This window comes from Peristeroidobacter soli (genome assembly GCF_004138485.1).
GTDB lineage: Bacteria > Pseudomonadota > Gammaproteobacteria > Steroidobacterales > Steroidobacteraceae > Steroidobacter > Steroidobacter soli.
The window spans coordinates 14,802-35,155 of the sequence record NZ_RYEV01000003.1; the positions used below are offsets into that span (position 1 = coordinate 14,802).

The 20,354-nt window shown below is 62.7% G+C and carries 21 protein-coding genes; 9 read left to right on the plus strand and 12 right to left on the minus strand.

Features of this window, described 5'->3' with window-relative positions:
• Position 1 precedes the first annotated feature (1 nt).
• Complete coding sequence (locus EKO19_RS08775) at positions 2-1,621, plus strand: caspase family protein (RefSeq protein WP_129776066.1); 1,620 nt, start codon at positions 2-4, stop codon at positions 1,619-1,621.
• On the opposite strand, the gene EKO19_RS08780 is transcribed toward EKO19_RS08775, so the two are convergent.
• The gene (locus tag EKO19_RS08780) at positions 1,618-2,394 is read right to left on the minus strand and encodes an SDR family NAD(P)-dependent oxidoreductase (protein ID WP_129776067.1); all 777 of its coding nucleotides are present in this window, start codon (positions 2,392-2,394) and stop codon (positions 1,618-1,620) included. The genes EKO19_RS08775 and EKO19_RS08780 overlap by 4 nt on opposite strands.
• A gap of 223 nt (positions 2,395-2,617) precedes the next feature.
• On the opposite strand from EKO19_RS08780, the gene EKO19_RS08785 reads away from it, so the two are divergent.
• The 4 genes from EKO19_RS08785 to EKO19_RS08800 all read left to right on the plus strand — a co-directional run bounded on the left by EKO19_RS08785 (position 2,618) and on the right by EKO19_RS08800 (position 4,402).
• Positions 2,618-2,809: a hypothetical protein gene (locus tag EKO19_RS08785; RefSeq protein ID WP_129776068.1), complete on the plus strand. Its 192-nt coding sequence runs from the start codon at positions 2,618-2,620 to the stop codon at positions 2,807-2,809.
• A gap of 89 nt (positions 2,810-2,898) precedes the next feature.
• The gene (locus EKO19_RS08790) at positions 2,899-3,213 is read left to right on the plus strand and encodes a DUF559 domain-containing protein (RefSeq protein ID WP_129776069.1); all 315 of its coding nucleotides are present in this window, start codon (positions 2,899-2,901) and stop codon (positions 3,211-3,213) included.
• Positions 3,214-3,296: 83 nt separating this feature from the next.
• The gene (locus EKO19_RS08795; protein WP_217705219.1) at positions 3,297-3,695 is read left to right on the plus strand and encodes an MbcA/ParS/Xre antitoxin family protein; all 399 of its coding nucleotides are present in this window, start codon (positions 3,297-3,299) and stop codon (positions 3,693-3,695) included.
• On the plus strand, positions 3,692-4,402 hold the full coding sequence (locus EKO19_RS08800) for an RES family NAD+ phosphorylase (RefSeq protein ID WP_129776070.1): 711 nt from the start codon (positions 3,692-3,694) through the stop codon (positions 4,400-4,402). Before EKO19_RS08795 ends, EKO19_RS08800 begins: the two co-directional genes overlap by 4 nt.
• Here the strand turns inward: EKO19_RS08800 and EKO19_RS08805 are convergent.
• The 6 genes from EKO19_RS08805 to EKO19_RS08830 all read right to left on the minus strand — a co-directional run bounded on the left by EKO19_RS08805 (position 4,383) and on the right by EKO19_RS08830 (position 11,806).
• Positions 4,383-5,438 carry a 2-oxoacid:ferredoxin oxidoreductase subunit beta gene (locus tag EKO19_RS08805; RefSeq protein ID WP_129776071.1) on the minus strand — a complete coding sequence of 352 codons (1,056 nt, stop codon included), beginning with the start codon at positions 5,436-5,438 and terminating at the stop codon, positions 4,383-4,385. The genes EKO19_RS08800 and EKO19_RS08805 overlap by 20 nt on opposite strands.
• Positions 5,439-5,440: 2 nt before the next feature.
• Positions 5,441-7,294 (minus strand): 2-oxoacid:acceptor oxidoreductase subunit alpha, encoded by a 1,854-nt coding sequence (locus EKO19_RS08810; protein WP_129776072.1) that lies wholly within the window; start codon positions 7,292-7,294, stop codon positions 5,441-5,443.
• Positions 7,240-9,084: an FAD-dependent oxidoreductase gene (locus EKO19_RS08815; protein ID WP_129776073.1), complete on the minus strand. Its 1,845-nt coding sequence runs from the start codon at positions 9,082-9,084 to the stop codon at positions 7,240-7,242. Before EKO19_RS08815 ends, EKO19_RS08810 begins: the two co-directional genes overlap by 55 nt.
• Positions 9,085-9,167: 83 nt before the next feature.
• Entirely contained in the window at positions 9,168-10,445 is a 1,278-nt protein-coding gene (locus EKO19_RS08820) for a lipase family alpha/beta hydrolase (RefSeq protein WP_129776074.1), read from the minus strand.
• 17 nt (positions 10,446-10,462) lie between these two features.
• Positions 10,463-10,900 (minus strand): copper chaperone PCu(A)C, encoded by a 438-nt coding sequence (locus tag EKO19_RS08825; RefSeq protein WP_129776075.1) that lies wholly within the window; start codon positions 10,898-10,900, stop codon positions 10,463-10,465.
• A gap of 15 nt (positions 10,901-10,915) precedes the next feature.
• Positions 10,916-11,806 carry a LysR substrate-binding domain-containing protein gene (locus EKO19_RS08830; protein ID WP_217705220.1) on the minus strand — a complete coding sequence of 297 codons (891 nt, stop codon included), beginning with the start codon at positions 11,804-11,806 and terminating at the stop codon, positions 10,916-10,918.
• A 218-nt stretch (positions 11,807-12,024) separates the two neighbouring features.
• Here EKO19_RS08830 and EKO19_RS08835 point away from each other — a divergent pair, with 218 nt between their 5' ends.
• From EKO19_RS08835 to EKO19_RS08850, 4 genes are all read left to right on the plus strand, one after another.
• Positions 12,025-12,564, plus strand: coding sequence for a peroxiredoxin (locus EKO19_RS08835; protein ID WP_116807743.1), 540 nt, complete (start codon positions 12,025-12,027; stop codon positions 12,562-12,564).
• Positions 12,565-12,657: 93 nt separating this feature from the next.
• Positions 12,658-13,215, plus strand: coding sequence for a carboxymuconolactone decarboxylase family protein (locus tag EKO19_RS08840; protein ID WP_129776076.1), 558 nt, complete (start codon positions 12,658-12,660; stop codon positions 13,213-13,215).
• A 10-nt stretch (positions 13,216-13,225) separates the two neighbouring features.
• Entirely contained in the window at positions 13,226-13,705 is a 480-nt protein-coding gene (locus EKO19_RS08845; protein ID WP_217705221.1) for an NUDIX domain-containing protein, read from the plus strand.
• Positions 13,706-15,001, plus strand: coding sequence for an NAD(P)/FAD-dependent oxidoreductase (locus tag EKO19_RS08850; protein WP_129776077.1), 1,296 nt, complete (start codon positions 13,706-13,708; stop codon positions 14,999-15,001). It abuts the gene before it with no gap.
• Here EKO19_RS08850 and EKO19_RS08855 read toward each other — a convergent pair.
• The 5 genes from EKO19_RS08855 to EKO19_RS08875 are packed head-to-tail and all read right to left on the minus strand — an operon-like array spanning position 14,982 to position 20,320.
• On the minus strand, positions 14,982-15,464 hold the full coding sequence (locus EKO19_RS08855; RefSeq protein WP_129776078.1) for a YajQ family cyclic di-GMP-binding protein: 483 nt from the start codon (positions 15,462-15,464) through the stop codon (positions 14,982-14,984). The two genes, EKO19_RS08850 and EKO19_RS08855, sit on opposite strands and share 20 nt — an antisense overlap.
• 10 nt (positions 15,465-15,474) lie before the next feature.
• Positions 15,475-16,530 carry a Gfo/Idh/MocA family oxidoreductase gene (locus tag EKO19_RS08860; protein WP_129776079.1) on the minus strand — a complete coding sequence of 352 codons (1,056 nt, stop codon included), beginning with the start codon at positions 16,528-16,530 and terminating at the stop codon, positions 15,475-15,477.
• 4 nt (positions 16,531-16,534) lie between these two features.
• Complete coding sequence (locus EKO19_RS08865; protein WP_129776080.1) at positions 16,535-17,680, minus strand: DUF3667 domain-containing protein; 1,146 nt, start codon at positions 17,678-17,680, stop codon at positions 16,535-16,537.
• A gap of 13 nt (positions 17,681-17,693) precedes the next feature.
• Complete coding sequence (locus tag EKO19_RS08870; protein ID WP_217705222.1) at positions 17,694-19,364, minus strand: amidohydrolase; 1,671 nt, start codon at positions 19,362-19,364, stop codon at positions 17,694-17,696.
• On the minus strand, positions 19,361-20,320 hold the full coding sequence (locus EKO19_RS08875; protein ID WP_129776081.1) for a LysR family transcriptional regulator: 960 nt from the start codon (positions 20,318-20,320) through the stop codon (positions 19,361-19,363). The genes EKO19_RS08870 and EKO19_RS08875 overlap by 4 nt, the downstream gene beginning before the upstream one ends.
• Positions 20,321-20,354 lie beyond the last annotated feature (34 nt).

Below are 20,354 nucleotides of genomic sequence, written 5' to 3' on the forward strand. Positions count from 1 at the left end.
CATGAAAACGCCGCAGCTGCCGAAGACTCTGGGTCGAATCACTGCGCTGTTGGCGCCGAGCCTGTTCGTCATCGCTTCGGCGGCGGCGCCCACTCAGGGCATGGTGAAGCGTTCCGATCTGGAGATCGTCGATTGTCTGTTGCCGGGCCAGGTGCGCCAGCTCGGCAACAGCAGCTTCCTGTCGCAACGGCGACCGATTCGGACCACGGCGTCGGAGTGTTCGATTCGCGGCGGCGAGTACGTCGCTTACGATCGCGCCGATCTGCAATCAGCGCTGCGCATCTGGATGCAGGCCGCCGAGTCGGGCGATGTGGAGGCACAGACCAACGTCGGCGAGATCTACGAGCGCGGCATGGGTGTCGCACCGGACTACGAAGCCGCCGCGAAGTGGTATCAGAAGGCGGCGGACAAGAACTTCGGTCGCGCGCTGTTCAATCTGGGCACGATGTATGAGCAGGGGCTGGGTGTGCCGCAGGATCAGCTCAAGGCGCTGAACCTGTATCGTCAGGCGTGGGGCGTGCCGGCGGACAACATCATTTTCACGTCGGCCGCGCAGCGCGAGCAGGACCAGCTTCGCAAGGAGCTCGATGCCGCCATCGCGGAGAAAGATGCGCAACTCGGCCTGCTGCAGAAACAGCTGAAGGATCTGCAGGAACAGCTTGCGAAGCAGCCGGCCGTCGAACAGGCCGCCGACAACGGCAGCAAGGAGGTCGAAGCGCTGAAGCGCTGGATCGCGCAGCTCGAATCGGAGCGTCGCAAGAGCACCGAGCGCCTGGCCGGCATTCCCAAGACACGCACTCCGCAGGGCACGACCGAACTGGCGCAGCTGCCGCCGACTGCCGACGAGCGCACGCTCGAAGGCATGAACTTCGGCCGTTACTACGCCATCGTCATCGGCAACCAGAATTATCAGAGCATCGAGAGCCTGCAGACTCCGAAGTACGACGCGGCCCGTGCCGCGCGCATCCTGGCCGATCGCTATGGATTCACGGTGTCGATTCTGGAAGACGCCAACGATGTAACCATGTTGAAGGCGATCAATGATCTGAACGCGGTGCTCAAGCCCGAGGACAACCTGCTCATTTATTACGCCGGTCACGGCGCGCGCCTGCGCAGTGGCAAGAGCGAGGCGGGCTATTGGCTGCCGGTGAATGCGGATGCGCCGCCAAAGGACACTTACTGGGTGCCGAACGAGCAGATCACCGGTCACCTCGGCCGCTTGCCCGCGAAGCGCGTGCTCGTGGTTGCGGACTCGTGCTACGCGGGTCTGCTGTCGACAGATCCGAGCTATCTGTTCCTCAACGACAAGGTCACTTACTCGAAGGACTACATCAAATTCAAACTGCCGAAGCGTGCGCGGCTGTTGTTGTCATCGGGCGGCGATAAACCGGTGCTCGATGAAGGCAGCGGCGGCAATTCGGTATTCGCGCGCGCGTTCCTCGATGAGCTGGAGAGCAATCAGGGCATTCTCTCCAGCCCGGAGCTGTTCAGCCGCATTCGCAAGCGCGTCGAGATTGCCGCGCATAAGAACAAATTCGTGCAGGTGCCCGAGTTCAAGTCGATCAAGGGCGCCGGGCACGAAGTCGGCGATTTCTTCTTCGTGCCGCGGGCCAGGAGTTAACCGCCGCGGCCGACTACGCCGCCGCCGTCGATCACGATGGTCTGACCGGTCATGAACGAACCGCTCGGACCGGCGAGGAACACGGCGGCACCGGCGATCTCATCCGGCTCGCCGATACGACGCAGCGGATAAGCCTTCACCGTCTGCTGGTAGACTTTCGGGTCTTCCCACAACGTGCGCGCGAAGTCGGTGCGGACCAGGCCGGGCGCGATGCAATTGGCGCGAATGTTCTTCGGGCCCCACTCGGCGCAGAGGTTGCGCGCCAGCGCCATGTCCGCCGCTTTCGACAAGCCATACACGCCGAGCGTGGACGAGCCGACCAGACCGGCGATGGATGAAATGATGACGATGGAGCCGCCGCCCCGTTCCGCCATCTGCGGCAGCACCATGTTGCACAACCAGAAGTTGCTGCGAACGTTGCTGCTCATCACTTTTTCATAGGCATCGTCCGGCATGTCGATGGACGGGCCGTAATAAGGATTGACCGCGGCGTTACAGACCAGCACGTCGATGCCGCCCCAATGTTTGAGGGTGTCGTCCACCAGCTTCTGCAGGTCTTCCTTGCGGCTGATGTTGCAGGCGAGCGCGATGGCTTCGCCGCCCTTGGCCTGGATCGACTTGACCACCGCTTCGCAGGCGTCGAGCTTGCGGCTGGTAACCACGACTTTCGCGCCATGTTCCGCCATGCGCTCGGCGATGGCGCGACCGATGCCGCGACTCGAACCGGTAATCACCGCAACTTTGCCGGTGAGATCGAACAGAGTGGAAGTCATGACGCATTCCCCAGGCGATGAGGGAATGGATGATAACGAAGCGGCCGGCATGGCTGAGAAAAGTTTCGTCGGGCGCTCTGCAGGTCGGAAATGCGCGACCAACTTGCGGTTCTGTGCACCCTGTCGCTAAACGGCAGCAACCACGTGCCGATGTCTCCGACTAAGCCTGCGGAACTGCCTACGCGAGCGGAACGTTCTGAGACCGAAGCGACGTGAGGTTCATATGAAATCCACTCAACAATGGGGCAAGCATCTACGCGAGATGGTGAACGCCAGCATGGATCCCATGGTCTACGCTCTGCAGTGGGCCCAGGATCCGCGCTGTATGCAGCGAGGCCTGCAACATCGACGCGTCGGCGCGCTGATTGAACGTAATGCGACCGTTTGCCGGCTGTGGCAGGGCAAGCCACGCTGATTTTCGCAGGGTTGGCTGGGCCAATTTCTCGGCAAACCCCCAATCAATTGAGTTAAATCGCCACGGGCGCGGCAGGTACGCTGCGCTCCATGCTGAGCAAAGACTTCAAGGATCGAAGCGCCAGGGACCGGATGGCGAGCGAAACGCAGGCGCTCGCGGAGTTGCTCGCCACGCGCGAGCTGCGTGAATTCCCCCTGACCCGCCACTGTGAAATCGGCCCGTTCGTGGTCGAGTACCTGTTCGCCGAACAGGCGCTGGTCGTCGAGCTCCAGCCTTCGGACACGCGCCTCAAATTCCTCACCGATATGGGCTACGACGTGCTCGCGGTCGATTCCCGCGAGTTGGTTCGCCATCCCAGGCGGGTTCTCGGCCGGTTGCGCGCGGCGTTAAGGGGTAATTCATGACTGATTTAGCGGTCTCGGAGTTGCACTGGCATTCAGTCCAGAATTGGAGTAATTTCGCTATTACTCCATTGGAGGACTTGGCCATGATGCAACCTCATAGTCTCGAGCGCGCCGGTTTCGATCCGGATGCCTTAGGTTCCGCGGCTCTGACCGCCTTTTTCAACATTACCGCCGCGTGGCGGCTGGGCGCCGAAGAGGAGCGGGTGCTGCTGGGCTCGCCGCCGCGCTCGACCTTCTTCAAATGGAAGAGCGACCGCGCCGCGCGCCTGTCCGCGGATACCGTGGAACGCATCAGCTACGTGATGGGCATCTATAAAGCCCTGCATATTCTGTTGCCGACCCAGGAAGTGGCGGATGCCTGGGTGAAGAAGCCGAATACCGCCCTTGGCTTCGGCGGCAAGTCGGCGCTGGAACGGATGCTCGCCGGTCGGGTCGTCGACCTGGCGGATGTGCGTCGTTATCTGGATGCGCAACGCGGATGACCGCCGAGCCGCGCGCGGTCACGCTCCGCTGGCAGAAGATGTATCGCATCGTCGCGTCCCGGCACCCGCCGGTGAACGTGTTCGAGAACATTCTGCCGCCGCAACAGAGGGAGCTGGGTTATTTCATCGAAGGTCTCACCAACGATCGGCTGCGCGACGAGAGCGGCGAAGCGCCGGTGATGCCGGACGAAGATCGGGTGCGCGGTCCGGGCGCCACGCTGGTCATGGCTGCGTTCACCCACACCGGATTTCCCAGTCGATTCAGCGATGGCAGTTATGGCGTCTACTATGCCGGGCACACGCTGGAAACGGCCGTGCGCGAGACGGTCTACCATCGCGAAATATTCATGGCCTCGACCAAGGAAAGTCCGTGCGAGGTCGACATGCGGGCCTACGTGAACCGGCCGGTGCAGCCGTTCCTGGATGTTCGCAGTCCGCGCTTCCAACATTTGCATCACCCCGACGACTACAGTCCCTCGCAGTCATTTGCGAAACCGTTGCGCGACCAGGGCCACTGGGGCGTGGTGTTCAGGAGCGTGCGCCACGAAGGCGGCGAATGCGTCGCGGCCTTCAAGCCGCAGGCAGTGAGCATTCCGGTCGCGGGCGCGGCGCTCGCCTACGTGTGGGATGGCGAGCGCATCAGCAAAGTCTACGAAAAGTCCGAAGTGCTGTTCGACTTCAGTCCGCCTAGCGATAGCGAGCCATGATTTTTTCCAATCCCTGGGCGCCGGGCGTCAGCTTCGGATAGGGCAGCTGATTCACCGGCGTGGCGGTCGTGCCGCTCACTTCGTGGAAGTCCGGGCTCTTCTCATCGATATAGATCAGGCCGGTGACGTATTCGTTCTGCGCCAGCTTGTCCCGCAGATAATTGAACGCCTGGCCGCGATGGGTCGGGTCGTAAGAAGGGTCCAGCTTGCGGAGCAGGATCCGGCTGCCGTCGTGCATGGTGACGGGCATCGCGTCGCCTTGCCCGTACTGCGCGGTGATCTCGCGAGCGGGCGGAACGAAATCGGCGTGCACGACCTCATCGTAATGATCGCGCACGAATTCGTAGCTCTTGGTCGAGCCTTCGTGATCGTTGAAGGTCACGCACGGCGACAGCACGTCGATCAGCGCGAAGCCACGATGTTTCAGGCCGGCGATGATCAGCGGCACCAATTGTTCCTTGTCGCCGGAAAAGCTGCGTGCCACGAAGGTGCCGCCGAGCGTGAGCGCGGCCAGCACCGGATCGATCGGCGGCTGCAGATTCTCCTCGCCTTTCTTGGCCTTCGAGCCAATGTCGGCGGACGCGGAGAACTGTCCCTTGGTCAGCCCATACACGCCGTTGTTCTCGACGATGTAGAGCATGTTGAGATTGCGGCGCATGGCGTGCGCAAACTGGCCGAAGCCGATGGACAGCGTGTCGCCGTCGCCGGAAACGCCGATGTAATGAAGATCTTTGTTCGCCGCGATCGCGCCCGTCGCGATCGAGGGCATGCGGCCATGCACGGAGTTGAAGCCGTGACCGCCGCCGACGAAATACGCCGTCGTCTTCGACGAGCAGCCGATGCCCGACAGTTTCACCAGCTGTTCCGGGCGCATCGACATCTGCCAGCAGGATTCGATGATGGCGGCCGTAATCGAGTCGTGGCCACAACCGGCGCACAGTGTCGACATGCCGCCTTCGTAGTCGCGGCGTGTCAGCCCGAGCTCGTTCTTGGGCAGGCCGGGATGCGCGATCTTTGGCTTGGCGATAAAGCTCACGATCAACCCCCCACGGCCAGACGCTGTTCGGGCACGCTGGCCAGCACGCCCTCGACGATGACGCTCGATGACATCGGCAAGCCGCTGTAATGCAGGATGGAGTGCAGCTTGGCTTTGTCCACCGCGGTCTCCAGCGTCAGCAGGCTGCGCAGTTGAGCGTCGCGGTTCTGCTCGACCACGAAGATGTGCGAGTGAGAGGCGAGAAAGTCCTCGACCTCCTGGCCGAATGGAAAGGCGCGCACTCGCAGGTAATCGATCTGCACGCCGCGCCGGCGTAGCAGATCCAGAGCTTCGCGCACGGCTCCATCACAGCTTCCCAAGGAGACGAGGCCGAGGTTGGTCGAGCCACGGCCATCGAGAACGGCTTTCGGCACCATCGTCTTGGCCGTCTCGAACTTGCGCTTCAGTCGATCGAGCACGATCTGATACTCGGTCGAGTCTTCGGTGTAACCGCCATACTGCGTGTGACCCGAACCGCGCGTGAAATACGCGCCCTTCGGATGCGTGCCGGGCAGCGTGCGATAGGGGATGGCGTCGCCATCCTTGTCGAAGTAGCGATAGAACTTGTCGATCTGCTCGAGCTGCTCCTTGCTGAGCACCTTGCCGCGGTCCGGCACGTAGCTGTCGTCCCATTTGAGGTCCGGACACATCCAGTCGTTCATGCCGATGTCCAGATCGGACATGACGAACACGGGGGTCTGCAGGCGCTCGGCGAGGTCGAACGCGTGCACGGACATGTAGAAACACTCTTCCGGGCTGTTGGGGAACAGCAGCACGTGACGCGTATCGCCATGCGAAGCGTAGGCGGCGAGCATCAAATCGCACTGTTGAGTCCGCGTCGGCATGCCCGTCGAGGGGCCGACGCGCTGAATGTCGAAAATCACGGCCGGTACTTCGGCGTAGTACGCCAGCCCGATGAACTCATTCATCAAGGAAATGCCGGGGCCGCTGGTTGGTGTGAACGAGCGTGCGCCATTCCACGACGCGCCGATGACGGTGCCGATCGCCGCCAGCTCGTCTTCGCATTGGACGATCACGAAGTTCCGCTTGCCGGTCTCGGGATCGATGCGCCATTTCTGGCAGAAGCTCTTGAAGCCATCCATCAACGAGGTCGACGGCGTGATCGGATACCACGCGCCGACGGTGGCGCCGGCATACATGCAGCCGAGGGCGGCCGCTGTGTTGCCGTCGATCATGATGTGGTTCGCGGTCTTGTCCATGCGCGTCACGCGTAGCGGCAGCGGACACGTGAAATGTTCCTTGGCGTAGTTGTAGCCCAGCTCCAGCGCTTTGACATTGGAATCGAGCAGCGACTTCTTGTTCGCATAGCTTTCGCCGAGCAGCGAACGCATGACATCGAGCTCGATGTCGAGCAGCGCGCCGAGCACGCCGGCATAGACGATGTTCTTCAGCAGAATGCGCGAGCGCACGCCCTGAAAGGTCTCGTTACAAATGCGCGCCAGCGGCACGCCGAAAATGGTGATGTCGTCGCGTTTCAGCAGCGCTGGCCTGGGCCACGTCGAGTCATAGAGCAGATAGCCGCCGGGGCTGACATCCTTCACGTCCCTCGCATACGTCTCGGCATTCATCGCTACCATGACGTCGATGCGGCCGGAGCGCGCGACATAGCCGTCACGCGAAATCCGGATCTCATACCAGGTGGGCAGCCCCTGGATGTTGGAGGGGAAGTAATTCTTGCCCATGACCGGAATGCCCATCCGGAACAGGGCTTTCATCAGCAACGTATTGGCACTGGCGGAGCCGGTGCCGTTCACGTTCGCGAGCTTGATGACGAAATCGTTCAGGCGCTCCGGCGAATCGGTGCCGGACGGGGTGTGGCTGGCGTGCTGCTGCATGGAGTGGTCTCGTCGCTCGCATAAGGAATGCGGATTTTCGACTTCTGCATGTCCCACGCCGCTGTCGGGCAGCGCTCGGCGCACAGTCCGCAATGTACGCAGACGTCTTCGTCTTTGACCATGACCCGCGCCGTATGTTGCAACGGTGCGGAAACAAACAAGGGCTGCGTGACGCGCAACGCAGGCGCTTTCAGCCGGGTTCGGATCTCGGCCTCCGTGCCGTTCGGCGTCATCGTCAGGCAGTCCACCGGGCAGATGTCGATACAGGCGTCGCATTCGATACAAAGGCGGGCCTCGAATACGGTCTGTACGTCGCAGTTGAGGCAACGTTGCACTTCGGCGGCGGCTTGCTCGGCGGTGAAGCCCAGCTCCACTTCGATATTGATCTTCTTGAACCGCTCCTTCAGATCGACGTGCGGCATCAGGCGCCGCTCGACCGGGTTGTAATCGTTCTTGTAGGCCCATTCGTGCAGGCCCATCTTGCGGCTGGACAGATTCAACAGACGCGGCGGCCGCTGCGCCACCTCCCGGTCCTGGCAGAACTGATGAATGGAGATGGCCGCCTGGTGGCCGTGCTCCACCGCCCAGATGATGTTCTTCGGCCCGAACGCCGCGTCGCCGCCGAAGAAAACACTCGGCCGCGTCGACTGGTACGTGGTCGTGTCCACCTTGGGCACGTGCCATTGATCGAACTCGATGCCCAGATCGTTCTCGATCCATGGAAACGCGTTCTCCTGGCCGATCGCCAGAATCACGTCGTCGCATGGCAAGAGTTTCTCGCCGACCACTCGCTCGGCGGTGATGCGGCCGGTCGCGTCCAGGTCGTATTCCATGACGTCGAAGCGCATGCCGACCAGCCGGCCGTTTTCGGTGACGAACGCCTTGGGCGCGTGATTCACCACGATCTCGACGTTCTCCGCTTCGGCATCCTCCAGTTCCCACTCGGACGCCTTGAAGAAGGCGCGCGGTTTGCGCGCCATCACTTTCACGTCGTCGGCGCCCAGTCGCAGCGATGAGCGGCAACAATCCATCGCGGTGTTGCCGACACCGATGATCAGCACGCGCCGGCCGATGTCTTTGACGTGGCCGAACGCCACGGATTCCAGCCAGTCGATGCCGATATGAATATGAGCCGCGGCGGCCGGGTCCTTGCGTCCGGGCAGCTTCAGGTCCTTGCCCTTGGGGGCGCCGCTGCCGACGAACACGGCGTCGAACTCACCGGTGGCGAGCAATTGTTTCATGCTCGTCACCGGTGAGCCCAGACGCAGATCCACCCCCAAATCGATGATGTATCCAATCTCCTCGCTGAGCACCTGCTCCGGCAGGCGGAATGAAGGAATATTGGTACGCATGAGGCCGCCGGGTGTCTGCCACTTCTCGAAGATCGTGACTTCGTAACCCAGCGGCATGAGATCGTTGGCCACGGTGAGCGAGGCCGGCCCGGCACCGATGCACACGACGCGCTTGCCATTCTTCCGGGCCGGTGCTTTCGGCAGATGAGGACGCACGTCATCGCGATGATCGGCGGCGACGCGCTTCAAGCGACAGATTGCGACCGGTTCCTGTTCGACACGGCCGCGCCGGCAGGCGGGCTCGCAAGGCCGATCGCAGACCCGACCGAGAATGCCGGGGAAGACGTTGGACTCACGGTTGACCAGATAGGCCGCCGTGAACTGTCCCTGCGCAATCAAGCGGATATATTCAGGAACGTCCGTATGGGCGGGGCACGCCCATTGGCAATCGACGACGCGATGATAATAGTCAGGATTCGCAGTATCGGTTGGTTGCACCGTTACTCAGCCCCCTATCACGACGACACTGCGCCGAAACGTTGCCGGCGCTGTGATAACTCGATCGATGAGCTAGGGTACACCTAAGCAGTGCGAGGCACCACCGGAACCGCCGAAACGAACTCTGAAGTAATGATGGGATCCAGGATGCGTCGCCGGCTGTCGAGTGTCAGACGATCCCAGTGCACTTTCTGTGTGGCCGCGCTGCGCAGTTCAGCATCGGTGACGGTGCGGACGATCTCGCTCGCGGCCGTCGGTCGCGTGGTGGAAAGTCGCAGGGTCTTTCCTTCCTTCAGGAGATTGGCGACCGCGGCCAGCACCTCGTTGTTATTGGTGAGCGCGCCGTGATTCTCCTGAACGAACCAGGTATCGGCGCCTTCCCAAAGTGCGCGGGCCAGCGGCACCGTGCCATCGCCATCGCGTCGCACGGAATATTCGAAGCCACCGTCCAGCAATTTGAGTGACGTGACCGTTTCCTGATGGGTGCCGACGATGACCGCGCATCGTTCATCCGGCGGCGGCATCCGGCTGCGAACTTTGTATGCACGGTTCAGCATCGTGGCGTCCGGCATGAGATCGTCCTGCGGCCACTGCGTCGGGTCGAACAGATTCGGCTCATCGGGCGTCAGTGCCGAGGGCAACATTTGATAGAGCCCGGGCAAGGTCAGGAACACGGTGCGAGCCAGTTGCTCCGCCGTGCTGAAGTGATCGAGTGCCGCGATCTTGCGAACGGTGGGATAGGCGGCGCGCAAAGCTTGCACGGGCGCGAATGATCCCTGATTGGGGGCGCCCAGTTGCACCAGTCGTTGGATCCGCTTGTCGCGGTCGTGGCCCAGCGCGATTCTCGCGACCAGGCCGCCCATGCTGTGCGCGACGATGTGCACTTTACGTGCGCCGGATTTCTCGATGGCCCTGAGCAGCGCGCGCGCCAGGGTTTCCAGATCGGAGCGCCAGTCGAAGGGATGAAATACCGGAACGAACCCGGCGATCTCCAGCGACAGCCGCAACTTCAAGTAGCCCGGCAGCATCACGCCCAGCGCGCGTAACGACTTGCCGGCCGGCAGCGCCAGTTGCGCCAGCCCGCCTTGCGCGATGGCCATCGGATGCAGCCAAAGCAAGGAAGTCGTTCGTCGCTGCATCGAGCCCAGTCGCGAGCCCATGATGCCGGGCAGGATGAACACCATCTCGCCACGACCGTTGCCACGAGTGGCCGCAATCTTTGCCAGCTGCGCCAGCTCTCGATACTCGACTTCGCCGAAGTACGCACTCAGCAACGCCGCGTGTGCCCCAGAGCGCAACAGCGCGATGATCTGGTCTTCGTGTAAGTCGGCGGGGCTGGGCAGAGCGGGCGGGTTGGACATGGGGAAGCTAAACGCTGTTAGCGGCTGCCGGGTTCAACGACCTGCACTTGAATCGTCTGCGCCGGCGCATGTTCGAACTCCAGCGTCATCGGGAAGCGCAGACCCGGGGTCAGGGGCTGGCGCAAATCCACCAGCATGAAATGCGCGCCGCCGGGCGCGAACGTGAACGGCTTGCCGGCCGCGAGCGGGACGTTCGATAGCGGCCGCATCTGCATCATGCCGTTCTCTTCGCTGCTGGTATGCATTTCGATGTGATCGGCGACGGTGGTGGTCGCCGACAATAATGTGTCGGCTTCCTTGGTCGTGATCTTGAGGTAGACCGCACCGATCGTGGCGCCCGCCGGCGTTGCATTGGCCCAGGGATCGTCCACGTTCACCGTCGGGGCCGACGAGTTGCAGCCGCCGGCGAGCAGTGCCAGGCCGGCGATGACAAGGTTCCGTAGCGCGCGAGTCATGAGCTCACCTGAAGATTATTCGTCCATCGCCGATTTGATCACATCGCACATGGCGTTTATCGCCTCGGTGCGCGACGTGCTCTTGCGCCAGACCGCGCCGACGGTTCGGGTCGGTATCGGTTTCGCGAATTCCTTCACCGCCAGCCCTTGACCGGAGCCGAACGGCCCGCGCGTCGCGAGATCCGGCAGCAGGGTGATGCCGAGACCCGCGGCTACCATCTGTCGCAACGTTTCCAGGCTGGTGGCGCGATAGTCCTCGTTCTCTTTCACGTCGATGCGGCTGCACACGTCGAGTGCCTGATCGCGCAGGCAGTGCCCATCCTCGAGCAGCAGCAAGGTCTCGCCCGTCAAGTCGTCGAGCTTGATGCTCGACTTCTTCGACAGCGGATGATTGTTGGGCACGGCGACGTTGAAGTCCTCGTGATACAGCTCGCGCGATTCCAAGCCGTCCATGGGCACGGGCAGTGCGAGGATCGCGACCTCGATCTCGCCATCGCGCAGTTTCTCCAGCAGCTGCTGGGTCTGGTATTCGTACAGCATCAGCTTCAGTTGCGGTAACTGCTTGCGCAGCCGGCGCGCCACCAGCGGCAACAGGTAGGGCCCGATGGTCGGGATCAGCCCCAGCTTGAGTTTGCCGGATAAGGGGTCATGTTCGTTGCGGGCCAGCGAGATGATCTCGTCGCTCTCCTGCAGGATGCGGCGGGCCAGTGGCAGGATCTTGGCGCCGGTGTCGGTCAGCGTGACCCGGCGCGGCTGTCGCTCGATCAATTGCACGCCGAGGTAGTTTTCCAGCTTCTTCAGCTGCGCCGACAGGGTCGGCTGACTGACGAAGGAGCGTTCGGCGGCCTTGCCGAAGTGCTTGGTATCGGCGAGTGCCACGAAATAACGCAGGTCGCGCAGATTCATGGGCGGAATACCCCATTCGTCATGAAGGACGGGTAGAATAGACTCATAGGCAAAGTCTATCAAACTTCCAGAAACAATCGATTGGCGATTGCGGGCAGTGCCCGCATAATTGCATCCGTCGCCGCAGCGCGCTCCACCACCGGAGCCCGCTGCGGCACGTTTTTCAACTGCGCCCAGCCGAAAGCCAGCGCTAAATATTGTCGATGAAGGAGTGTTCCATGTTAGGTGTAGGTCAAAAATTCCCGCAGTTCTCGCTGACCGGCGTGGTGTCGAACGATCTGAGCAATGCGTTCCAGCCGTTCGATTCGAACAGCAACAATGGCAAGTGGAAGATCGTGTTCTTCTGGCCGAAGGACTTCACCTTCGTGTGCCCGACCGAGATTGCCGCGTTCGGCAAGCTCAACAAGGAGTTCGCGGACCGTGACGCCGTCGTCTACGGCGTGAGCACCGATTCGGAGTTCGTGCACCTCGCCTGGCGCAAGGACAAGGAAGAGCTGCGCGATCTGCCGTTCCCGATGCTCTCGGACATCAAGCGCGAGCTGACCTCTGCGCTCGGCGTGCTCGACGCGGAAGCCGGTGTCGCCCAGCGCGCGACGTACATCGTCGATCCGCAGGGCGTGATCCGCTTCGCTTACGTCACCGACCTGAGCGTCGGCCGCAACCCGCAGGAAGTCCTGCGCGTGCTCGATGCTCTGCAGACCGACGAGCTGTGCCCCTGCAACTGGAAGAAGGGCGAGGACACGCTGAAGGCTGCCTGAGCCTGACGCGAGTCGCTTGACGATCTCGATGCCGGCGCGGATTCATTCCGCGCCGGTATCCCACGACGAAGCTCAATGTTGGAGGTTCAAGTAATGTCTCTCGAAACGATCCGCGATCAGCTGCCGGACTACGCGCGCGATCTGAAGCTCAATCTCGGCAGTGTGCTTGCGCCCACCGGCGCCCCCGGTCTCACTGAAAAGCAGATCGCCGCAGTCGCCTTGTCGACCGCGATCGCCGCCCGCAACCCGCATCTCACGCTCGCGATCGAGTCGTGGGCCAGGCCGCACCTCGACGACGCGTACGTGAACGGCGCGCGAGCCGCGGCAGCCATCATGGGCATGAACAACATCTATTACCGTTTCCTCCACCTGGTGGAAGACGGCGAGTATTCGACCATGCCGGCCCGGCTGCGCATGAACATCATCGGCAACCCGGGCATCGACAAGCTCGACTTCGAGTTGCTGTCGCTGGCGGTGTCGGCTGTCAACGGCTGCGGTATGTGCATCACCTCGCACGAGAAGAAGCTGCGTGAAGGTGGTATCAGCCGCGAGCAGATCCAGAGCGCGGTCCGGATCGCGTCGGTGATCCACGCCGTCGCCGGCGTACTGGAATATCACGCAGCCGAGGCTGCCGCTGCTGTGACCGTGTGAGAATCCGGGCATGGCGGCTATACTTGCCGCCATGTCCCCCCGCCCCACGAGATTGTCCGCCGGCGTGGTTGTGATTCGTGAGTCGCACGAGGGCTGGCTTTACCTGTTATTGCGGGCCTACAACCACTGGGATTTTCCCAAAGGTATGGTCGAGCCCGGCGAAGAGCCGCTTGCCGCCGCCATCCGCGAAGTGCGCGAAGAGACCCTGATCGAGGATCTGGAGTTCGCCTGGGGTGAGGTTTACACCCAGACCAATCCTTACAGCCGCGGCAAGGTCGCCCGCTATTACCTGGCCAAGACCCGGACCGCCGAAGTGTCGCTGCCCGTGATCGAAGCGCTGGGTCGCGCCGAACATAACGAGTTTCGTTGGGTGGACCGGGCGCAAGCGATGCGATTGGTTTCGCCCCGGGTCGCCCCTATCATCGAGTGGGCGGATGGCTATATCGAGCCGCGCCAGAGCGCGTTGGATATCGGCGAGGCTTCCGGATAAATGAGCGACAAAAAAGTCGTGGTCGTGGGTGCCGGGTTCGCCGGCTTGAATGCCGCGAAACGACTGGGCAACGTGCCTGGCATCGCCGTCACGGTGATCGATCGAGAGAATCATCACCTGTTCCAGCCGCTGCTGTATCAAGTCGCGATGGCCGCGCTCAGTCCGGCCGACATCGCCGCTCCCATCCGCAGCCTGCTCCACAAGTATCGAAACATCCGCGTCCTGAAGGCGACGGCGCAGAGCATCGACCCGGTCAATCGCAAAGTTGCGACCGATGTGGGCGACGTTCCCTACGATTACCTGTTGCTCGGCTGCGGCGCGCAGCACGCCTACTTCGGGCACGAAGAATGGGAGCCGCACGCGCCCGGGCTCAAATCCTTGCCGCAAGCGACCGAGATCCGGCGCCGGGTGCTCGAGGCCTTCGAGATTGCCGAGCGCGAAGTGAATCCCGAGGAGCGGCGTCGGTATCTCACATTCATCGTCATCGGCGGCGGTCCGACGGGCGTCGAACTGGCGGGTGCCATCGGCGAGATGAGTCGTTTCACGCTGGATCGCGATTTCCGCAGCGTCGATCCGCGTCAGACGCGAGTGATTCTGGTCGAAGCCGGTCCGCGAATTCTCACCAGCTTCGATGACAAGCTTGCCTCTCGCGCGATGCGAGACCTGGAGTCATTGGGCGTGCAAGTCTGGACGGGCGCGCGCGTGACCGATGTGACTTCCGAGGGCGTCGTCATCGGCAACGACAAGATCGCGGCCGCGACGGTGCTATGGGCGGCGGGCGTTCGCGCCGCGGATATCGGTCGCTCGCTCGGTGTGCCGCTAGATCCAGCGGGTCGAGTCATCACCAAGCCGGATTGCACGATCGAGGGGCATCCCGAAGTCTTTGTCATCGGCGACATGTCGAGTCGCGCCGGCTCGAATGGCCGACCGCTGCCAGGCGTCGCGCTGGTCGCCATGCAAGAGGGCGTCTTTGCGGCGGACATCATCAGGAAAGAAGTTCGCAGCAGTGCGCCGGTGACGCGGCCCGCCTTCAAGTATGTGGATCTCGGCCAGATGGCGACCATCGGTCGCAGCCGCGCCATCAGCGAATTTCGCGGCTGGAAGTTGACCGGCGTGCGGGCGTGGTGGTTCTGGCTGTTGGTGCACATCTACCGGCTGAGCGGCTTCCGGAACCGCTTGTCGGTGCTGGTGCACTGGGCGTGGTCGTATATAACGTTCGAACGCGGCGCGCGCCTGATCGTCGCCAAGGACTGGCAGTCGTACCCCGATAAGAGCGCTAATCCCGAAAATTCTTGAACTGCAGCGGCATGTCGAGCTTGGCGTTGCGCGCCAGCCGGATCACTTCCTGCAGATCGTCGCGGCTCTTGCCGGTCACGCGCACCTGCTTGTCCTGAATCGCGGCCTGCACCTTCAGCTTTGAATCCTTGATCAGGCGCTGCAGCTTCTTGCCCAGCTCGCTCTCGATGCCCTCGCGCAAGGTGACGACCTGATGCGCGGTCTGGCCGAGGACCACCGGCGGATCGACCTTGGTGCAGGCAACGTCGATGCCGCGCTTGGACAGCTTGAGCATCAGGATGTCGAGCATCTGCTTGACCTGAAACTCCGCCTTGGCGTGCAGAGTAACGACCAGCTCCTTCAACTCGTACTTCGCGTCGGTGCCCTTGAAGTCGAAACGCTGGCCGACCTCGCGATTGGCCTGGTCGACGGCATTGTTCACTTCGTGGGCATCGAGCTCGGAAACGATATCGAAGGATGGCATGGGCAATTCTTCAGCGGCTGACCAGAGGCGCGGCGGGCTGCAGGTCGATGCGGCAACCCATGGCGCTGCTGGTGAGCGCGGCCTCGATGACCCGGATTGTGTCATACGCCTGCGCGGCTGACACGGGGACCGGCCGGTCGTGCTCGATGGCCTCTCGCATGGCTTCGTAGAACGACACCCAGCGGCCGGTCTCGGGCGTAATGATTTCACGCTGGCCGGTGTCGCCCTGAACCAGCGTGCCCCATTGCTCGGTGGGCTCGCTGCCGAAAAAGTGTTCGTCCGGCTCGACGCCCGCGCGCAACTGCGCCTCCTGTTGATCGAGGCCGGCTTTCAGGAACGACGCCCGCGAACCGTTGACGCGATAGCGATAGCCGCCGTCGGCGCACAGTAAGCTGACGCCGATCGTCATGCGCAACGAACCCTGGCCGAGCAGAATCTCGAAACCGTCCACCGTCACGCTGTTGTCGCGCTGAGTGAAAACGTTGGCGTACAGCCATTCGGGCGCGCCGAACAGCATCAGCGTCTGATCGATCAGATGCGTGCCCAGGTCATAGAGAATGCCGTTGCCCGGATCGTCACGATCGCGCCAGCGGTCGGTGACCTGCGGCCGGAAGCGGTCCCAGCGCGCATGGAAGGAATTGATCTTGCCCAGCCGCCCTTGTTCGAGCAGCTTCTTGATCGTCAGGAAATCGCTATCCCAGCGCCGGTTCTGAAACACCGACAGCTTGCGCTTGTATTGCTGGGCCAGTTGCTCCAGCTCGCTGACTTCCGCGGTGGTTGGCGCAAGCGGCTTGTCGACGACCACGTGCTTGCCGGCACGCAAAGCCGCAGCTGCATGCGCTACATGCATCGGACTTGGCGAGGCGATTGCGACCAGATCGATGTCCGTGCGCGCGAGCAGTTCATCGGCCGTGGCCAGCACATCGACGTCGCCGAGATATTCCTGTGCCGCCGCGGGCTTGCTGGTCACGACGGCCGGAATGGAAATGCCGGCGGCCCGCAGCAGCGGCGCATGAAAATACCGACCCGCGACGCCGAACCCGAGGATGCCTGCGCGTAGTGTCATTTCATCAGCCTCGCATGCCGATCGCGACCAGGATCACGCCGAACATGGTGAGCACGAAGGAAATCATGATGGTGAGCAGGAACAAGCGCACCCATGCACCGAAGCGCGAGACACCATAAGCCCCGCGCAACTGCTTATAAAGATGCAGCGGGGGCACGATGGCGATCGCCGTGCCCCAGATCCAGGCGCTCACGCCCAGCTCATACAGCAGCGTCACGACGGTGGCGAACAGCATCATGAAGCTGATCGAGTACGTGACGAAGATGGCGTGATCGTAGGCGTGAATGTCCCGGCGCCAGAAAAACAGCAGCCACATGAACGGCACGCTCAACGGAATCAGCGCCCATGAGAATTTGTAGCCCGTGGTTTTCAGCTTGTAGGCCAGCAGCGCGGGATTGTCGGTGGCCTGCTTGACCGCGCTCTTCAGCCGGCTCTCGGTGTCGTCGATCTTCTTGCCGACACCCGCCGGGTCCTGCGCCTCCGTCCTGGCCTGAGCTTTGGCTTGAGCTTCCTGCTCCTGCGCGAACTTGACCATGTCCTTCCAGTCGCCGCTGATCAGGGCCTTCTGCGCTTCGCGCGTGGCTTCCAGGCCGATGATGTCGTCCTGGATCTGCTTGCGCTGCTCGGCGGTCAGCTCGGACTCGGCCAGCTTTTCGCGCTGCGCTGCCAGTTGCCCGTCGATCTGCCCGATGTTCGACTGGATGTTTTCCTTGAACTGCTCCGCGACGCCCAGCGGATCGGCGCCTTCGATCTGGATCGAATCCTCGCTGGCGGTGAACGGAATCACCGCGAACATCAGGAACACGATGAACAGATACAGCGCCATGGGCGAGACGAACCGCGCGCGCTCGCCGTCGATATACCGGCGCGTCAGCCGCCCCGGACGAAACAGCAGCTCCGGAATGGTGTGCCAGACCTTGCCTTCGAAATGGAATACGCCATGCAGGATGTCGTGGCCCAGCGAGACCAGGCTGCGATGCAAGTGGGCGGGCTGGCCGCAGTTGGAGCAGTAGGCGCCCGTGACAGTCGCGCCACAGTTGCGACACGGACCGTGCTCGTGTTTCTTGGATTCGCCCGCGGCGGGCTCGACGGCGCGAGCGATTACGCCGCCAGTGATGACATCCGCCGCCGCTTCGCTGTGCCCTTCCATGGACGCAAAAATATCATGTTCTGTCGGTGCCGAACCGGACCCTGCCGTCCACCAGGGTGCCGAGCACCTTGGCGCGTGTGATCTGTTCTGGTGCGCAGGTGGTCAGGTCGGTATCCAGGATCGTGAGGTCGGCCAGGTAGCCTGGCGCGATCAGGCCCAGCCGGTCTTCCTGGAAGCCGGCGTAGGCGTTGGTCGTTGTATACGCGGTCAATGCTTCCTGGACCGTGATCTTTTGTTCCGGCACCCAGCCGCTCGGATTCGCGCCGTCGATGGTCTGGCGAAGGACGGCCGCCGCGACGCCGAGCAATGGATCGATGGGCGCGACCGGCCAGTCCGATCCAAAGGTCACCTTCGCCCGGGCATCGAGCAGCGAGCGGATGGCCCACGAGGTGTGCAGACGTTCCGGTCCCAGCGGCTTGAGGGCCCAGCGACCGTCGTCGATAGCGTGATACGGCTGCATCGACGCGATGATGTTCAGCTTCGCGAAGCGCGGTACATCGCTCTCCAGCAGATGCTGGGCGTGCTCGATGCGGAAACGGCGATCGCGAGCGCCGTTCCTGGCAATCGCTTCCTCGAACATGCCGAGGACTTTGTCATTTCCTTCATCGCCGATGGCATGCACGGTGATGTGCAGACCGGCGGCATCGGCATCCAGGATCAGCTCGCGCAGCCGTTCCGGCGGCGTTCGATAGATGCCGTGATTCGCCGGGTCGTCCGCATAGGGTTCGTGGAACACGGCGGTGCGCGATCCCAAGGAGCCATCGACCAGACCTTTCAGCGCGCCCCATCGCACCCAGTCGTCACCCCGACCTTCCGCTTTGACCAGCGCGTCGAGCTTGCGCCAGTCCTCGAGCGGCACGAAGGAATAAAAGCGCATGCCGATCCTGTTCGCCTGGCGCAGCCGGCGCAGCGACTCGTGCGTGACCCAATCGAGCTCGGTCACGTGAACCTGCGTGACACCTTTCGACAAGGCATGCGCGGTGCCGACGCCGATGGCCGCATCGATGTCCGCATCGCTCGGCTTCGGAATCGCCGGCTTCAGCAAGTCCTTGGCCTTGTCTTTGATCAGACCGGTGGGCTCGCCTTTCTGGTCACGGATGATCAAGCCGCCTTCGGGGTCGGGCGTGTTCCGATCGATGTGGGCCAGCTTCAGGGCGAGCGAATTCAACAACGCGACGTGCTGATCCAAACGGACCACGGCCACGGGCGTGGTTGGCGTGACGGCATCGATCCACTCACGCGAGGGCAGCTCACCGCCCCACATCTGCTCGTCCCAGTTACCGCCTTGCAGCCACTGCCCGGGCCGCAATGCCTTCGCCGACCTGGCGATTCGATCGATGAATTCTTCTTTGGTCTTTGCGGTCCGCAGCTCGGGCGCGCTGAGTCCAAACGACGCGCGCAGGAAATGTGTGTGATTGTCCATGAAGCCGGGCATCACGAACGCGCCACGCAGATCGACGATGCGCGTGCGCTTGCCGGTGAGCTTGCGAATGCGTTCGTTGTCGCCAACGACTGTGACTCGATTGGCAGAGATGCCGATCGCACTGGCGAGCGGCACGTCGCGCTGACCGGTCCAGACCTTCGCATTCACATACGCCAGGTCGAGCGGCCGGTCGGCGGCGAAGAGCTCGCGCGCGGCGAACATCGCGCCCATGCCGGCCAGCAGTTCTCGTCGATTGATCAAAGCACGTCTCCGGGCTGCGGCTGGCCATTGATGCTCGGGGCGAGCAGCTTGGCCTGCGCATCCAGCTCTTTTAGAAACAACTTGGCGGCGGGCGAGAGCGAGCGCGCAGCGTGAGTGACCACGCCGATGGAGCGCGCCACGGTGGGATTGCGCAGTTTGCGGTAAGCGAGCGTGGGTGAGTCGAGCTGCGCGAGCGTCAATCGACTGAGCGCGCTGATGCCCAGGCCAGCATTCACCAGGCTGCCAATGGTCGTCGGCTGCTTGCAGTTGAACAAAGGTTCGGCGGCCACGCCGGCTTCATCCATTGCGCCATCGATCATCGCGCGCAAGCCCGTCTCGGGTGACAGGATCACGAACGCGCGAGTCGCAAACACGGACCAGTCGTGTTCTTCACGATGCGCCAGCATGTCGTCATTGCGACAGACCAGCACGACTTCATCACGCAACAGCGGGCGATAACGCAAGTCGCTGCTGATGGGCGGCGGCGTCGACAAACCGATGTCGGCGCGGCCTTCCAACACGGCCTTGTGCACCGGTCGGCCCACGTCTTCCCAAATCTGGATGCGCACGTCGGGCTGACGCTCGCGGAAGCTCACGATCGTGCTCGGCAACAGTAAGGCCGCGACTGATGGAAAGGCCGCGATCCGGACCACGCCCTGCCGGCCGGCGACGAAGTCGTCGAACTCGGCGAACACTTCCTGATATTCGTTCATGAGCCGGCGCGCCAGCGGCTCGAGGCGCTCGCCGGCCGGCGTCAGGCGCAGCTTGCGCGTGTCGCGGTCGAACAGGCGGGTGCCCAATTTGCCTTCGATCTGCTGGATGGTGCGGCTCAGCGCCGGCTGCGAGACCCCCAGCGCCTCGGCGGCATCGCCAAAGCTGCCGGTGTCCGCCAGCGTCAAAAAGGCCGAAAGCTGTTGGAGATTCAGGCGGGATTGCATCGAAGTGAACTGTTCCATGGCGCCTCCCGCATCGGCAATAGATTTCAGCCCG

Bases quoted from the DNA above. Each gene is read 5' to 3' on its own strand.
- EKO19_RS08830 (WP_217705220.1), bottom strand. From the start codon at position 11,806: ATGAATCTGCGCGACCTGCGTTATTTCGTGGCACTCGCCGATACCAAG.
- EKO19_RS08825 (WP_129776075.1), bottom strand. From the start codon at position 10,900: ATGACTCGCGCGCTACGGAACCTTGTCATCGCCGGCCTGGCACTGCTC.
- EKO19_RS08875 (WP_129776081.1), bottom strand. From the start codon at position 20,320: ATGGAACAGTTCACTTCGATGCAATCCCGCCTGAATCTCCAACAGCTT.
- EKO19_RS08785 (WP_129776068.1), top strand. From the start codon at position 2,618: ATGAAATCCACTCAACAATGGGGCAAGCATCTACGCGAGATGGTGAAC.
- EKO19_RS08835 (WP_116807743.1), top strand. From the start codon at position 12,025: ATGTTAGGTGTAGGTCAAAAATTCCCGCAGTTCTCGCTGACCGGCGTG.
- EKO19_RS08840 (WP_129776076.1), top strand. From the start codon at position 12,658: ATGTCTCTCGAAACGATCCGCGATCAGCTGCCGGACTACGCGCGCGAT.
- EKO19_RS08795 (WP_217705219.1), top strand. From the start codon at position 3,297: ATGATGCAACCTCATAGTCTCGAGCGCGCCGGTTTCGATCCGGATGCC.
- EKO19_RS08860 (WP_129776079.1), bottom strand. From the start codon at position 16,530: ATGACACTACGCGCAGGCATCCTCGGGTTCGGCGTCGCGGGTCGGTAT.
- EKO19_RS08845 (WP_217705221.1), top strand. From the start codon at position 13,226: ATGGCGGCTATACTTGCCGCCATGTCCCCCCGCCCCACGAGATTGTCC.
- EKO19_RS08850 (WP_129776077.1), top strand. From the start codon at position 13,706: ATGAGCGACAAAAAAGTCGTGGTCGTGGGTGCCGGGTTCGCCGGCTTG.
- EKO19_RS08855 (WP_129776078.1), bottom strand. From the start codon at position 15,464: ATGCCATCCTTCGATATCGTTTCCGAGCTCGATGCCCACGAAGTGAAC.
- EKO19_RS08790 (WP_129776069.1), top strand. From the start codon at position 2,899: ATGCTGAGCAAAGACTTCAAGGATCGAAGCGCCAGGGACCGGATGGCG.
- EKO19_RS08865 (WP_129776080.1), bottom strand. From the start codon at position 17,680: ATGGAAGGGCACAGCGAAGCGGCGGCGGATGTCATCACTGGCGGCGTA.
- EKO19_RS08780 (WP_129776067.1), bottom strand. From the start codon at position 2,394: ATGACTTCCACTCTGTTCGATCTCACCGGCAAAGTTGCGGTGATTACC.
- EKO19_RS08800 (WP_129776070.1), top strand. From the start codon at position 3,692: ATGACCGCCGAGCCGCGCGCGGTCACGCTCCGCTGGCAGAAGATGTAT.
- EKO19_RS08810 (WP_129776072.1), bottom strand. From the start codon at position 7,294: ATGCAGCAGCACGCCAGCCACACCCCGTCCGGCACCGATTCGCCGGAG.
- EKO19_RS08820 (WP_129776074.1), bottom strand. From the start codon at position 10,445: ATGTCCAACCCGCCCGCTCTGCCCAGCCCCGCCGACTTACACGAAGAC.
- EKO19_RS08775 (WP_129776066.1), top strand. From the start codon at position 2: ATGAAAACGCCGCAGCTGCCGAAGACTCTGGGTCGAATCACTGCGCTG.